Raw genomic sequence first — 14,665 nt, 5'->3', positions numbered from 1 at the left:
CGCCCCCGCCCTCTTTTTTACTGCCATCACATCTTTGCTGAAATCATACGTGCGTTATCTCTCCAGTATGCTGCCGTCTGTCCGGATGGTAATCACCTGCCAGGGAATGAATCTGCCGCTGTTTTTCAAAGCGTTTACCGCCGCATGTTCGATTCCGCCGCAGCAGGGGACCTCCATACGCACCACTGTCAGGCTCTTAATATCATTGCCCGCGATGATTTCGGTCAGCTTCTCCGTATAATCGCAGTCATCCAGCTTGGGGCACCCGATCAGAGTGATCCTGTTCCGGATAAACTCATTATGAAAATTTCCGTATGCATATGCGGTGCAGTCCGCAGCGATTAACAGATGCGCGCCGTCAAAATAAGACGCGTTTACAGGCGCAAGCTTAATCTGAACCGGCCATTGCCGCAGCTGGGATCTGCATTCGTCCGCCTGCATCTTTTTCTTCTTATTTTGCAGCACCGCTGCCTCGTCATATGCGGCCGCCTCCCGCTCCACAAAACAGATGGCGCCTGTTGGACAGGCCGGCAGACAATCTCCCAGTCCGTCGCAGTAATCGTCCCTAAGCAGTTTTGCCTTGCCCTCCACCATGCCGATAGCTCCCTCGTGGCAGGCGCTCGCGCACAGACCGCAGCCATTGCATTTATCCTCGTCTATCTGAATAATTTTTCTTATCATGATGAACTCCTCCCTCTATATCTCCTTGACTTGACAACCGCATTATAATACAATGGCTTCAGCATGTATGTTGTTTTAACAACAAAATAGCAGGCAGAATGAAAAAACGGACTATATGGCCTGCAAAAGGAGCGAGATGGACTACGGTTTTTTATCTGAAACGGTTTTATTTTATGGTACCCCTCCGCAGGAACTTAAGACCATGCTAAACTGTCTGGGCGCAAAGCAGAAACGCTATGCCAGGGGTGAGATCATAGCCCATGCCGGCGAACCCGTGCAGAATATGGGGCTGCTTCTTTTCGGACGCGTCCAGATCGAAAGCGACGACCTGTGGGGCAATAAGAGCGTACTGGACAGCATCGGTCCGGGCCTGACTTTCGCGGAAACCTATGCATGCGTCCCCGGCGAACCGATGATGGTCAGTGCGGTGGCGGCGGAATGCTCAGAAGTCCTGTTTTTAAACGCCATGCGAATATTGGAGACCTGTTCTTTGGCCTGTGAGCATCACAGCAGGCTGATCCGAAATCTTCTGACACTGACTGCGCAGAAGAATCTGACGCTGTCCCGCAGGATCTTTTATACCTCCTCCAAATCCATCCGGGGGAGGCTTATGTCCTATCTCTCCGACCAGGCGTCCCGCTTCAAAAGCCGCGCATTTACCATTCCCTTTAACAGGCAGCAGCTGGCCGATTATTTAAGTGTCGACCGCAGCGCGCTCTCCAATGAACTTAGCAAAATGCGCCGGGAAGGGCTGCTTGAAACGGATAAAAACTATTTTCTTTTAAAGGAGGATTTTTACAGATAAGACACAACAAAAACGGTACGGGCAATATATGCCCGTACCGATTCTCACGGCCTTACTATATATAGATTGCAGAGCCCGTCCTTGTCTGATGTATAAAGGATCTGATCCGCACCCCAGCTGTAAGTAGGGTGACAGTGTGTATATCCGCCGTTCCAGGAAGTTCCGTGATAGCAGAGGGTGGTGAGCTCGGGCTTTTCCCCCTTCAGATCGATCAATACCAGATCTTCCACCGCATCCCCTACCAGCACGCTATTGTCATTATTCGCATGATAGTGATTGCAGTAGAACGGCATATCAATCCTGCGCAGCAGCCTGCCCGTGCGGTCTGCCAGGCCTACAAAGGGGATCTGTCCTGGCTTAATCTGATCTTGTGTTGCCACGGCCTGGGTCTTGGATACGGTGATCGTTCCGTCGTGTCCGGCCATGCGGTCATCAAAGAAAATCAGCCCGTCCCTGGTCCAGAATTCATGGCCGATGCTGTCGTCCTGCTGCTGGCGGTAACACGGAATCGCATCGCCCGCAGCAATATCCAGAATCCAGATTCTCTGCTGAACCAGATTCCATGGGCCCTCGTGGCAGAACATCGCTATGTTGCTGTCATCCGGTGAGAATTGGAAATGGCCGATCCAATGTGTATCGGAGTAGACATTCTTCGCTTCTCTTCCATCGATATCCACGATCATGATATAGGACTTTTTGATCCCGAACATTGTTTCCGCAAAACCGGTATAGTTTTTACCCACCCCGTGTTCCTGCTTCTCGTTTCTTTCAAATCCAATATACTTCTTATCATGGCTGATGAACGGGTGGCCGATCTGATAGTCACCCATTTCTTCATAAATTATGTCTTTTTGTCCGGTCCTGGTATTCAGCTTTACTACCTGGCACCTGTTCAACACGTATACCGCAATCTCGCTGTCCGGAGTCTTCGTGCAGGAGCCGATGCCGTTTACCTCATCGGTCAGCTGAGTCATGATTCCTGTTTCCAGATCCATTTTAAATAAATTGGATCTTTCCTGATCCTCATAAGGCCTGGTGGAGGTGAAATAAATCTCTCTGTCACCGGTCGTAAAAGAGTTATCCGTGAAGTACATATGTACATTCTGGTGTCCTGTGGTAAGCTGTGTGATCTCTTTTCCAGTCTTGGGGTCCTGATATTTAACAATTTCCGAAGGGTATTCCCTGCCAATCATGCTCATTGGATCATCTCTCCTCAATATTTATTGCTGCCGCCGGCCTAATGGCCGGCGGCCAATTATTTTTTATTTATCCGCAGCAAACTGTGTATTGACCTCTTCAATTACCTTTGTGCCGCCTGCGTTGTCCCATTCGCTGAATTTAGCCTGAAGACCGGCCTCATCAATCTCTCCGCAGATATACTGTGTTCTGGCCTGCTTCAGGATTTCATCCATGTTCGCGCCGTTAAGAGCATAGGTTTCGGAGTTGTTCAGATAAGCTGCTGCCGGGTTAAAAATCGCATACTGCACGTTATCCTCTTTGAGCTGATTTTCCAGCTCTTTCTGCGGATCATTCTTGATCGGAATCCCGCAGATTTCAGTGGTGCTGGCACCGGGTATATATGCTACCGTCTGATTCAGTCCGTTGCCGGGCAGGCTCTTTAAATCCATGCCGGTAGCCGTGCTGACAATATATCCCTCTTCATCGATCTTATAGGTTATGCCTTCCAGACCCCAGTCCGCCAGAAGCAGCATATCTTCGTCATTCATCTTATCCAGGAAATGCAGACAGTTTTCCAGATCTTCTTCTGTCTTAGCAGCCTTTGTGATCGCGAAAAAGCCGTTCATGCCGGAAGTTGCCAGGATTGTCTTCTCGCTTCCTTCTTCCTTGCTCATCGCTCCCATCAGAGCCATCTTGGCGAATCCGTCACCGGTTACCGCAGGAATCTCATTCGTTTCAAAATAATCGTACACTCTTCTGATATCATCCAGCTCTTTGGCCATCATGCCGCACTGTCCGTTTTTCACCAAATCAGCCTGTGTGGAGCCTTCGCGGACCGCCCAGTCCTCATACACCAGACCTTCGTCATACATTCTCTTCAGCCAGTTCAAAGCTTCCATATATTCATCTGTCTGATGGGAAGGAACCAGTTTGCCGTCCTTCTCAATCCACTGGTTGCCGCATCCAAACTGCGCCTGCAGGATTTCCAGCGGAATGCTGTCCTTTGTCCAGTTAAAGCCATAGGTGTTGTCCACCCCGTCCCCGTCCGGGTCGTCAAAGGTAAAAGCACGCGCCATGTTATACAAATCTTCCATAGTTTCCGGAGCTTCCAGGCCCAGTTTTTCCGCCCAGTCCTGACGGTATCCGAATCCGTATCTTCCGATCGGTCTGGAACGGTAGATGCCGATCAGCTGTCCGTTTACGGTAAGCTGCTTGGATACATCCTTATTGGCCTGTGCTAGGTTCGGATACTTTTCCGCATCGAACAGGTAATCCGTCAAATCCCAAAAAGCACCGGCATTGGCGGCCTGTACGATTGTGGAATTCACTCCGGAATTCACAGTCATGATCATGGGCATGTTGTCTTTATTAAGCAGCGCCAGACCCATTTTCTCCGTATAAACATCGTTTGCAACCCAGGTAAAGGTATCATCATCAATGATCGTATTCGTATAATCGGATACCTTCTGTTTGATCTCATCGGAACCTTCCGCAGAAAGCGGTGATCCGTTCCAGTCAATCGCCATCATCGTGATTCTGGCTTTTTCTTTCGCTTCATTTCCTGCCGAAGTTCCTTCCGTCTGACTGGACTGGCCCGCGCTTGTCTGTGCTCCCTGGCTGGTCGGAGTGCTGCCGTCTTTACTGCAGCCCGCCAGAAGTGTTGCCGCCATAGCGGCTGCCAAACCCCATACTACAAGTTTCTTTTTGTACATTCTTGTACCCTCCTGTTTTCATTTTTGCGGAATATACCCGCATATATAGGTGACTGCCCAAAAGCAGTTACTATCAGCCCTTCACTGCGCCTACCATAACGCCCTGCGCAAAATACTTCTGAACAAACGGATAGACTAAAAGGATCGGCACTGTGGCCACAACGGTGGCGGCCATCTTCACCGCTTTTTCCGGAGGAAGCCCGAGATTTCCATAGTCTATGGCTTCTCCGTTCAGGTCGATGCCGCCTGCCAGAAAGATAATTCTGCGGAGCACGGTCTGCACGACTTCTTTCTTGGAATCGGTAATATAGATCATTGCATTAAAATAGTCATTCCAGTGGCCGACCGCGTAAAACAGGGATATGGACGCGATCACCGGTTTGGACAGAGGCAGAATAATCTTGACAAAGATACCCAGATCGTTACTGCCGTCGATGCGGGCCGCCTCTTCCAGCTCTTTCGGAATCTCCTGGAAAAAGTTCTTTACAATCACCAGGTTGAATGCGCTGATCGCACCGGGAAGGATCAGGGCCGCAAAGCTGTCCAGCAGGTTCAGTCCGCTCACCAGCAGGTAAGTGGGAATCATGCCGCCACTGAAAAGCATGGTGACAATTACCATATTAAGAGCAACGGTCCTGCCTTTAAAATCCTTCCTGGCTAACGGATAGGCAAAGGTAGTAGTAAGCACCATATCCACCAAAGTCCCGACGGCCGTAAGTATCAGAGAGTTCTTCAGCCCTTTGAACACATCGCCGTTTTTAATGATATACTTATACGCATTCAGAGAAAACTCCCGCGGAACCAGGAAAAAGGAACGCTGTGTCAGCTCCGCCTCGGTTGCAAAGGAACCTGCGATCACATAAATGAAGGGCAGAACTGTGGTGATTGCAAATGCACCGACCACCAGGTAGATTAAAACCTGTGCGATCTGATCCCCGACACTCCTTTTGATTTTTGTACTTTTGGTTTTAGCTATCACAATTTCCACCCTCCTAATACAAGCCGCTCTCGCCGCATTTTTTAGCAAACCAGTTGGAAGAAAGCACCATAATCATACCTATGACCGATTTAAACAGACCCACCGCTGTCGCGTAGGAATACTGTCCCATAGCGATACCGCGCTTATACACATAGGTATCAAATACCTCGGCTTTGGATGCGTTTAGATCATTTCCCATCAGGAAAATCTGCTCGTATCCGGTATTGAGGATGGAGCCCACCTTCAAAATCAACATCAGCACGATGGTTCCGCGGATGGCCGGAAGCGTGATGTGCCACAGCAGGCGAAGCCTTCCGGCGCCGTCCACCTTGGCCGCTTCATACAGCTGTGTATCCACGCCGGACAATGCCGCCAGGAATATGATCGTGCCGTATCCCGTTTCCTTCCAGATGCTCTGACCCACGATCAGGCCGCGGAAGTACTGCGGTCCACCCAAAATGTTGACGGTATGCCCGGTGATCTTCTGGATGACCTGGTTTACGATACCGTCCTGGATATTAAACAGCTGGAAGGTGAGCGTTGCTACAATCACAAAAGAAATAAAATGCGGTATGTACACCAGCGTCTGTGCCGTCCGTTTGAAAAACTGAGATTTCATTTCATTAAGCAGCAGTGCCAGTATGATCGGCGCCGGGAAATAAAAAACCAGATTCAATACGGATATGGACAGTGTGTTCACCAAAAGCATCTTAAAGTCTGAGCCGGCGAACAGATTCTTAAAATGATACAGGCCCACCCAGGGGCTGCCTGTGAAGCCCTGATAGGGGCTGAACTGCTGGAACGCGATCACAATGCCAAACATCGGCAGGTACTTAAAAACGATAAAGTAAAGCGCTCCGGGCACAAATAAAAAGTAGAGCCATTTGTGGGATGAAAAGTATTTTCCCAGACTCTGTTTCTTCTTAGGAACAGCGATTGCAGCAGGCTGTTTTGCTTTTCCCATCTTGATTCCTCCTTCATATCACCAACCAAAGGTTGATGACCTATACACACTTCAGTGTGCTTTCTCTTTTTAACTTTCACCAGTCAGGGACTGATGATAAGCCTGCGACCGCTGCCGCGCGTTATCCTCGCTCACGGTCCGGCTGTTGAAGAGATGGTAGCATAGGATGGCGCTTGGAATCAATTGTCAATATATTTATGCATATCGCCCTTCAAAAGATCGTTTTTATAGAGTTTTTTGTATAAAAAGCTTCCATTTTCCAAGGAAAAGTATCAATTCTCACATGAGCCCGACGAAAAAGTGTCAAATTCCACACTGCTTTTTACATCAAATCAGGATTTGATTATTCACTGTTGAATGAAAAGGAATCCTGCCCGCGCTTTTGTTCAACAGGCTGAGCGCACTCTATTGAACAAAAAAACCGCATTGATTGATAATTCAACCAATGCGGCCATATAACCGTTATCTGCGCACCTTATACAGCGCGTTTACCTCTTCGATTAACTGGCTGCCGCCCATTTCTCTCCATGTATCCCAGAGCTGTTCCAGCTCTTCTTCATCGATTTCTCCGATGATATAGCGAACTCTCGCATCTGCAAGCATGCGGTCCAGCATTTCCCCATCTCTCATATAGGTGGGTGAGTCCTGTATAAACGGCAATACCGGGTTTTTAACACAATACTGCTTATTTTCCTCATAAAGCTCCATCTGCCGCTTCATCAGTTCTGTTTCCATTAATGTTACATTGGGTGAACTGTTATAAGCGGAATACGTTTCCAGCTGATTTAAATCGTTATATTCCAGATTGAGCTGAAGATCCATAGACCGGATCAGTTTACCGTCTTCGCTGAAGGTATAGTGCCTGCCTTCCAGCCCGTTATCCGCTAAAAGCATCATATCCGGATCGTTCATCTTGTCCAGAAAATCCAGGCAGCGCTTCACGTCTTCAAGAGTGGAGGCAGCCTTTGTGACCGCAAAAAAACCGTTATGACCGCTGGTAGCCAGAGTCCGTTTGACCCCGTCATAGCCCTCCACCGCCCCAAGCAGACTTATTTTCCAGTCCAGCCCTTCATAATTAAAGTAATCCTGTACACGTCTCCCTTCGTCCACATATCTGACCAGCACGCCGGCACGCCCGTTCTTCAGCTCTGTCGTCCAGTGCTCCGCATCCCTGATATAGAAATCAGCATTGATGCATCCTTCCTGATACATTCTGCGCAGCCAGTTCAGACCGTTCTTATACTCGGGTGTATAAAAGGAAGGAATCAGATCTCCATTTTCATCCGGTCCCCAAGCGTTTGGCGCACCGAACCAGACCATGATCACATCCAGCACGCTGGGATCCGTATCCTTAGACAGCACCATGCCATAGGTATCATCCAGTCCGTTTCCATCGGGATCGTCAAAAGTAAAGGCGCGTATCATCTTTTCCAGGCGTTCTATGCTGTCAGGCGCTTTAAGCCCCAGCCTTTCCGCCCAATCCTCCCGGTAGGTAACACCCACGCGCCCAAGCTCCCGGCATCGGCTCACACCGTACATTCTTCCGTCAATCATGATGTTGCTGTCTATCTCTGGATCTGATTTTGACAGATTCGGATATTCCCGGAGAAGATCCGTCAGATCCCAAAAAAGTCCGGCACGCGCCGCATACAGTACACTGGCGCTCTTTCCGTCCGTCGCTATAATCATCGGCATATCCTTGCTGTAGGTAAGCACCGTGCTAAGCTTCTGCGAATAATTAGTGCTGGACACCCAGTCGATATCCAGTTCCGTTCCTGTATACTCCTCCACTTTATGCAATATCTGCTGGCCCACCTCTCCCTTCATTGGTTCTTCCGTATAACTGTAGGTCATTACTGACAGGTGATAGCGATCCGCCGGCACTTCTTTGGATGCACTGCATCCCGAAAGCGCCAGACAAAGTGCAATTACCGCTGGCATGGCCTGTATAGCTTTCATTTTTTTCATAGCAGTCCTTCCCCATCCTATCATAAACGATAGAAACATTTTATCCGTCAGGACTTCCATTATCAATAATCAAAATCTGACAGCCTGCGGTTATCATCGGAAAAACCGCCGTTTTCACGCTCTTTTTCACAATTTTCCATGTGAAAATTGATTATTATCCTTTATCCTGTTCTTTCTGTTTCGCTCTGCATCTTCTTGCGGTACTGACCCGGAGTCATATTCGCATACTTTTTAAAATACCGTATAAAATTCTGCGGATTGGTAAACTTTAGCATATCCGCGATATCGCCCACAGCCAGCTCTTCTCTTTTAAGCAGCTCTTTTGCTTTGGCCATTCTGACCTCAGCGACGAAATCGCTGAAGGTCTGCTGCCTCGTGTCCTTTAATATTCTCCAGATATAATTCGCATGGCAATTGATCTGATCCGCACATTCTGTCAGAGTAATGTCCCCATCCCGCTCCTTCACCAGCTGTTCAATTTTCTCCAGTATCATGGAACGGCTGTTTTTGCGCAGGTCCTTGAGACGGGCAATCATTGGCCTAATCAGCGTATCCTTGTAAAATGCGGCGATATCATCCCAGGAAAACTGGCTGTCCAACTGGCGGAACAGATTGCTGGCCGATTCGGGATACAGTGAGTTGATATTTAATCCCGCATCCGACGCTACATTGAGCACAGCCACCAAAAAGCGGTGCAGAAAATAATACTGTTCATTCAGCCGGACACCGTTTCCCCTGATCTCCGCCAGGAACTGATCCACCACCTGAAAGGCCTGCGCTTCATCGCATTTATCCACCGCATCTTTCATCTGATTCTGAATGACGATATTATAGGTATTGGACTCTTTATCTTCCGGAGCCACGTCCGAATAATAAGTCAGACGCTCTTCTGTATCGCTCAGATCCCAGCTCACATGACTCTGCCGCTCCACTTTAAGCGCTTCCACCGATTCATTGTATGCTTTTCTAAAATCCAGCAGATTTCGGAAGGGGCGGCTGATACCCGCTTTTATAGGACTTTCAAAAGTCTGGCGCACATATTGGTTCATTACCCTGTACACCTCTTCCTGTTTTTCCTCCAGCCTCTGCTCATCGTCATCTCCCGTCAGAAACACCAGTGCATGAAGATAATTCACCGGCGCAACAATGAGCAGTTCCGACATTTTCTCCGGAACTCCCTTTGCAATCGCCAGATACAGAGCATCCAGTTCCGCATCACTGAGCCTGCGTCCTTCCCGATGGCTGGAAACAGCCAGCAAAATCACCGACATGAATTTTCTGGGGGTGATATGCAGAAGTTCCAGATTGGACTGAAGCGTCTCCTGCGTCATCTGTCCCCTCATTAACCTGAGTGTAAACAGTTCCGTCAGCTGCTCCTGCTGCATCTGAACCATAACAGAAAGCTCCTGATTATGAGCATACAGATGATTAATGCCCCTTTCAATGTAACCGAACTCATCCCCGTGCTCCTCCTCCGTATCCTGCGGAAGAAATAAATCATGTATATTTTCAAAGGTAGTTTTAACCGGTTTATAAATCTGATAGGTGCCCAAAAGAGAAAACAGGAAGACCGCCAGGAGCATTGCCACTGATATTCCTATAGCAGTAAGCAGGATCTCATTGGCACCGGTTTGTGTCAGACGCTCATCATAGTAGGATACATAGGTCCACTCACTGTTGGAGGAAATCACTGCACTCATATGGTAGGTATGGCCGTCATATTGAAAAAGGTCTCGAAACACGCTTCCTTTTTCTGTCTGTGTCCGCTCATATCCGGTTGTAAGCTGTTCCTGCGCAGCCTGTCCGATTTCTCTATTTTCCGCGTACAGAAGTTCCCCATTGGAATCCAGTACCAGCATATTTCCCATGCTGCCGCTGCCCTGAAACAGTTTTTCTACGGCTCCCCGGTCCATGTTAATGATCAGCATGGAATATTTTTCTTCCGATATCAAAGGGAGGCGGAAAATCAGGGATAAATAGGACAAGTCCACATAAGGAGAAGGCGATGACCATTCTTCATATGTATGGTTCAGCCAGAACGTGGGCATCTCCTTCTTGGATGAAAGCAGATGTTTAAGTTCCTCCCGATTCTCTACTTCATCCACATGATAGATCCCCTGATTTCCGTATATCCATCCGCTTTTTATGTTTACCAGGCTATAGCCGCTGATATAGTGGATAAAGTCGATCTTGCTGGCCATCACCTCCATAAACGACTGAAGAGCCGCATAACCGGCGCCGGCCGTCCGGCTTTCCATCAAGGGGCGCAATTCCGCCGAATCCGCTACGGTTCCATAATACTGCTTAATATTATCCAGCACCGAGTCCACCCCCTGCATAGTCTGCAGAAGGGCGCTGTCGTTAGACGCATCCATCTGCTCTGTAGCATGGCGTACGGACGAAAAATAGGATGTAATGCCCAGCACCAGCACCGGAATCGTGGATATCAGCATCAGATAGACGAGGATTCTTTTCTCGAATTTCTTTTTGGTATATCGCTTCAGATGATTCATAAATCCCCCCACTTGTAATCTTTGGCGACATTATATCATGTCAGCAAGCTGACATGCCCCTCCGGGGGATGCGCATGATTTTTTTCGGAAACTGTCTGCTGCGCAGACAAAAATCAGCGCTGCTACAATGTCTACCGACATTGTAGCATAAAATCCTCCGATTTTGTCAATTTTTTTGAACATATTCTCCAAACGAAGAACACCGGCCTCTTCACATTGCAGCAGCAAATGAAAGGACCGGCGTTGTATTTTTCATATTCAGTTTGCTTTTTCGATCATATTCAGTATCGCGCTTTTCGGTTTAACGCCCACCGAGCTGTCGACCACCTGCCCGTTTTTAAACAGGATCAGCGTGGGAATGGTCATCACACGGAAACGCTCTGCCAACTCCGGCTGCTCATCCACGTTCACTTTTCCGATCCTGGCATTTTTAACCTCACCGGCCAGTTCCTCCACGATTGGAAGGAGCATCTTACAGGGCCCGCACCAGGATGCCCAAAAATCTACCAATACGGGCACATCCGCCTCCAATACCTCTTTCTGAAAATTCTCGTTTGTTATCTTCATCGCCGCCATCTCTCTTACCTCCTGTAAACGAATTTTATGTTCTCTGTCGGTGACCGTTTCTGTCACTGATATTTTTGGATTTCTATGTCTTTATTATACCAGTAACTTTTTATCTGTCTGTGAGTTAGTCACATAAGGAGCGAAATCTTACGGCGCTTCAAATTTATAACCAACACGGGCAATGCTTTTGATATAATCCGGAGCGTTCGGTGCAGTTTTCAGCTTCTTTCGTAGATTGCTTATATGGTTGCTTACCGTCTTCCTGGAGACGAAGGAAGAGTCTTCATTCCAGACCAGCTCCATAATCAGTTCATATGTAAATACCCGCTTGGGATTTCTAATCAGCAGAGCAAGTATATCAAATTCTTTGGCAGTTAATTCCATTTCCCGTCCGCCCACACGCACAAGCCGCTGCTCCAGGCAAAAATATAATTCGCCTTCCTGAATCTCAGCAAAAGGCTCACCAGCTTTTCTCTGTCCCCCATAAGCTTCAGCAGGGAGACGCAGGACAGTGGCCGATTGGCCATTTGGCATATTTTCACTCTGTAAGTATTTGATTAACTCCTGCCGCTGCCGGGCATCTAAAAACGCCAGCAGCTTTTCTCCGATTTTATCCCCTGGTTCAGATATATCCAGCACAGCTAATATCCCAATTCTCCGCCTCCTTTTCTGTCGGTACAGGTTCTATTATGCAATACAAAAATCAAAATATGTATCCGGGTATGGTTCGTCTGCCAAAACATAATGCCACCATTCAAAACAGCAGGCATCAAATCCACTGTTCTCCATGATAGAACGCAGACATTCCCGGTTTTTTGATTCTGTTACGCTAAGGCCGCTGGCAGCATGATGCGACCGTATATCCATAAAGTCGAATTCTCCGCCCATAGGAACAAGCATGCCGGTATCTAAACGAAAAATCGTGAGGTCAACTGCGCTTCCGCGGCTGTGGCTGGACTGTGCGGCCACATACCCCTTCGTAACCATTTCCTCTCTTCTTATATTCGGATAATACCGTTTTTTCGTCAAATTGTTCTCTGGCTGCGAAACCCAATTCAGGAAACAGTTCACCGCGCACTGGGGGCGATAGCCGTCCCACAGAAGAAGACCATATCCCAATTTTTCCGCAAGATCTTGGGCTTTATGCAAAGCAGCCCCCAGCTCTTTCGTCCCCATAATGCGGTTCACCCCATATCCGTCCACCGGTTTTCCTGTAAAATTGTCCCATGTGGCATACTTGGCGTCCCAACGGATTCCCGGCAGCATTTCGTCTAAAAAAACAAAATTTTGTTTCATTGTACTGCCCTCCTAAGCGCCAGTTCAATCAAATGGTCCAATAATTCAGAGAGCGTAAAACCTGCAGCAACCATCATACGGGGAAAGCGGCTATACGAAGTAAAACCTGGCATCGTATTCACTTCATTCAGTACTAAGTGTCCATCCTCCTGTAAAAACAGATCAATACGGGCCAATCCCCTGCAGCCAAGCGTCCGATAAATCTTCTCTGCTGTTTTCTGGATCTGTTTTCTTACCTCTGCCGTCAGGTCCGCCGGTACTCTGATTACTGCATTTTCTGATCCTTTTTCCGGCTGCGCCTCTTGATGAATTTTAAAAAAACCATGTTTCAACTCAATCTGGTCGATCTCGCCGGCAATTAGGTAGGAACCGTTCCCAAATATGGCACACCCCACTTCACTCCCGGTAACTGCCTGCTCAATCAATATTTTACGGTCATATCTTTTTGCTTCATCTATGGCCGCCTGCAGATCGTTTGCCCGGCATACCTTGTTCACTCCGTAGGACGAGCCGGAACGGGCCGGCTTCACAAAAACGGGATATACAAAATCCTCTGCATCCACGCTGCCGCCGTCCTGAATGAGCCGGAACTTCGGCACATCTATACCAGCGCGTTCCATTACAGCATAAGTCAGTGCCTTATCCATACAGATTACAGAGCTTTGAATATCGCATCCTACATAGGGAATACCTGACAGCTCTAGTAATCCCTGCATAGATCCGTCTTCACCAAATTTACCGTGAAGCATCGGAAATACCACGTCTATGCGCTGGATATCATACCTGTCATCCTTTTGTATGAGCAGGCCATGCATATTTCTGACCGGAGATAGCACGGCCGGATGCTTTGCATATTTTTCCCACTCCATGCAAGGTTTTTCACACATTTTCCAGATGCCGTATTTCGTGATTCCAATATAAAACACTTCATATTTTTCGGTATTTAAATTTTTGGCAAGCTCCATTGCCGATTTGATCGAGACATCATGCTCTTCAGAACAGCCCCCAAACAGAACTGCGACTTTCATTTTATACATGTTCCAGGCTCCTTCCAAAATTCAAACAATTTTTAATTGTATTTCTCACGGTATCAACCAACACCCGCTCCGTGTAGTAGGCCGTATGCGGCGTAACAATGACATTGGGCATTTGTTGAAGCGTTGCCAGAAAAGGATGTTCCAAAGCTCTTTTTATGCAGCTGTGATAGAAGATTCCTTCTTCCCCTTCCAATACATCCAATGCCGCTCCGCCAATGTTCTTCTCCTTTAAGGCTTTTGCCAGCGCCTCGGTATCCACTAAAGCGCCCCGGCTTGTATTGATTAAAAGCGCTCCCGGCTTCATCGCCTTCATTTGATCACAGCCAATTATATGGCGCGTATCCGCTGTCAGCGGAATATGAAGCGTAATAATGTCACTGTTACTTAGCAGTTCATGAAATGCAACATAGCTTGCTTTCGTATTTTGATTACAGTCATATGCCAATACCCTACACCCAAACCCCTTCAGGCGTTCCATAACCGCCTGTCCGATCCGTCCGGTTCCCACTACGCCGACCGTCATATCCCCCAGTTCTTTTCCACGAAGGTTATTCAGACGATAATTAAATCTTTCAGCCCCGCGCAGAATGGATTTTGTTCCACGTACCAGCATCAAAATCAGCATCAAGGTATAGTCGGCAACGCTCCCCGGGGAATATGCCACCGTATCTATCTGTATGCCCAACCGCTTAGCCGCTTGTATATCAATATGGTTCCATCCGATACTCCGGGTGCTGATATATTTTACTCCGGCATTTTTCAGCGCAATAAGGATCGGTTCTGATAGTTCAGTCTTATGGCTTACGCTGATACATCGGCATCCACGGACTAATTTTGCATTGTTTTCCGATACGGCATTTTTTATGAGCGAAACTGTTACGCCGAATTCAGAAGATAGCTTTGTAAAAATTTCTGCTTCATCCGGCTCACAGCCAAATACAGTAATGTCCATTTTTATATTCCT

Annotated in this window: 13 protein-coding genes; 1 reads left to right on the top strand and 12 read right to left on the bottom strand. The window is 47.8% G+C overall.

All coding sequences use genetic code 11. The features are described 5' to 3' along the window. Positions 1-54: 54 nt before the first annotated feature. On the bottom strand, positions 55-681 hold the full coding sequence (locus DWZ56_RS15610; protein ID WP_118557536.1) for an ATP-binding protein: 627 nt from the start codon (positions 679-681) through the stop codon (positions 55-57). Between the two features lie 136 nt (positions 682-817). On the opposite strand from DWZ56_RS15610, the gene DWZ56_RS15605 reads away from it, so the two are divergent. After that, positions 818-1,486 carry a Crp/Fnr family transcriptional regulator gene (locus tag DWZ56_RS15605; protein WP_118557599.1) on the top strand — a complete coding sequence of 223 codons (669 nt, stop codon included), beginning with the start codon at positions 818-820 and terminating at the stop codon, positions 1,484-1,486. A gap of 44 nt (positions 1,487-1,530) precedes the next feature. On the opposite strand, the gene DWZ56_RS15600 is transcribed toward DWZ56_RS15605, so the two are convergent. From DWZ56_RS15600 to vanH, 11 genes are all read right to left on the bottom strand, one after another. Next, positions 1,531-2,685, bottom strand: coding sequence for an oligogalacturonate lyase family protein (locus tag DWZ56_RS15600; RefSeq protein WP_199679611.1), 1,155 nt, complete (start codon positions 2,683-2,685; stop codon positions 1,531-1,533). A gap of 63 nt (positions 2,686-2,748) precedes the next feature. After that, entirely contained in the window at positions 2,749-4,377 is a 1,629-nt protein-coding gene (locus DWZ56_RS15595) for an extracellular solute-binding protein (RefSeq protein ID WP_118557535.1), read from the bottom strand. A 73-nt stretch (positions 4,378-4,450) separates the two neighbouring features. Next, positions 4,451-5,356 carry a carbohydrate ABC transporter permease gene (locus tag DWZ56_RS15590; RefSeq protein ID WP_243095310.1) on the bottom strand — a complete coding sequence of 302 codons (906 nt, stop codon included), beginning with the start codon at positions 5,354-5,356 and terminating at the stop codon, positions 4,451-4,453. 13 nt (positions 5,357-5,369) lie between these two features. Further along, on the bottom strand, positions 5,370-6,320 hold the full coding sequence (locus tag DWZ56_RS15585; protein WP_118557534.1) for an ABC transporter permease: 951 nt from the start codon (positions 6,318-6,320) through the stop codon (positions 5,370-5,372). Between the two features lie 462 nt (positions 6,321-6,782). Next, a complete protein-coding gene (locus DWZ56_RS15580) occupies positions 6,783-8,288 on the bottom strand; it encodes an extracellular solute-binding protein (protein WP_158584620.1) in 1,506 nt (501 codons plus the stop codon). Between the two features lie 161 nt (positions 8,289-8,449). Beyond that, the gene (locus tag DWZ56_RS15575) at positions 8,450-10,801 is read right to left on the bottom strand and encodes a helix-turn-helix domain-containing protein (RefSeq protein ID WP_118557532.1); all 2,352 of its coding nucleotides are present in this window, start codon (positions 10,799-10,801) and stop codon (positions 8,450-8,452) included. Positions 10,802-11,059: 258 nt separating this feature from the next. After that, positions 11,060-11,401 (bottom strand): thioredoxin, encoded by a 342-nt coding sequence (gene trxA / locus DWZ56_RS15570; protein WP_279220304.1) that lies wholly within the window; start codon positions 11,399-11,401, stop codon positions 11,060-11,062. A gap of 114 nt (positions 11,402-11,515) precedes the next feature. Then, positions 11,516-12,007, bottom strand: a complete 492-nt coding sequence (locus DWZ56_RS15565; protein WP_330424892.1) for a winged helix-turn-helix domain-containing protein — start codon at positions 12,005-12,007, stop codon at positions 11,516-11,518. 48 nt (positions 12,008-12,055) lie between these two features. Then, entirely contained in the window at positions 12,056-12,664 is a 609-nt protein-coding gene (vanX, locus tag DWZ56_RS15560) for a D-Ala-D-Ala dipeptidase VanX (RefSeq protein WP_118557530.1), read from the bottom strand. After that, positions 12,661-13,701, bottom strand: coding sequence for a D-alanine--(R)-lactate ligase (vanA, locus tag DWZ56_RS15555; RefSeq protein ID WP_118557529.1), 1,041 nt, complete (start codon positions 13,699-13,701; stop codon positions 12,661-12,663). The genes vanX and vanA overlap by 4 nt, the downstream gene beginning before the upstream one ends. After that, the gene (gene vanH, locus DWZ56_RS15550; protein ID WP_118557528.1) at positions 13,694-14,653 is read right to left on the bottom strand and encodes a D-lactate dehydrogenase VanH; all 960 of its coding nucleotides are present in this window, start codon (positions 14,651-14,653) and stop codon (positions 13,694-13,696) included. The genes vanA and vanH overlap by 8 nt, the downstream gene beginning before the upstream one ends. Positions 14,654-14,665: the final 12 nt, after the last annotated feature.

The sequence above is a fragment of the Lachnotalea sp. AF33-28 genome, assembly GCF_003477885.1.
Classification (GTDB): Bacteria; Bacillota; Clostridia; order Lachnospirales; family Lachnospiraceae; genus AF33-28.
This window is presented reverse-complemented; position numbering and strand designations above follow the sequence as displayed.

Bases quoted from the DNA above. Each gene is read 5' to 3' on its own strand.
- vanX (WP_118557530.1), bottom strand. From the start codon at position 12,664: ATGAAACAAAATTTTGTTTTTTTAGACGAAATGCTGCCGGGAATCCGT.
- DWZ56_RS15610 (WP_118557536.1), bottom strand. From the start codon at position 681: ATGATAAGAAAAATTATTCAGATAGACGAGGATAAATGCAATGGCTGC.
- DWZ56_RS15595 (WP_118557535.1), bottom strand. From the start codon at position 4,377: ATGTACAAAAAGAAACTTGTAGTATGGGGTTTGGCAGCCGCTATGGCG.
- DWZ56_RS15575 (WP_118557532.1), bottom strand. From the start codon at position 10,801: ATGAATCATCTGAAGCGATATACCAAAAAGAAATTCGAGAAAAGAATC.
- DWZ56_RS15600 (WP_199679611.1), bottom strand. From the start codon at position 2,685: ATGAGCATGATTGGCAGGGAATACCCTTCGGAAATTGTTAAATATCAG.
- vanA (WP_118557529.1), bottom strand. From the start codon at position 13,701: ATGTATAAAATGAAAGTCGCAGTTCTGTTTGGGGGCTGTTCTGAAGAG.
- DWZ56_RS15580 (WP_158584620.1), bottom strand. From the start codon at position 8,288: ATGAAAAAAATGAAAGCTATACAGGCCATGCCAGCGGTAATTGCACTT.
- vanH (WP_118557528.1), bottom strand. From the start codon at position 14,653: ATGGACATTACTGTATTTGGCTGTGAGCCGGATGAAGCAGAAATTTTT.
- DWZ56_RS15605 (WP_118557599.1), top strand. From the start codon at position 818: ATGGACTACGGTTTTTTATCTGAAACGGTTTTATTTTATGGTACCCCT.
- DWZ56_RS15585 (WP_118557534.1), bottom strand. From the start codon at position 6,320: ATGGGAAAAGCAAAACAGCCTGCTGCAATCGCTGTTCCTAAGAAGAAA.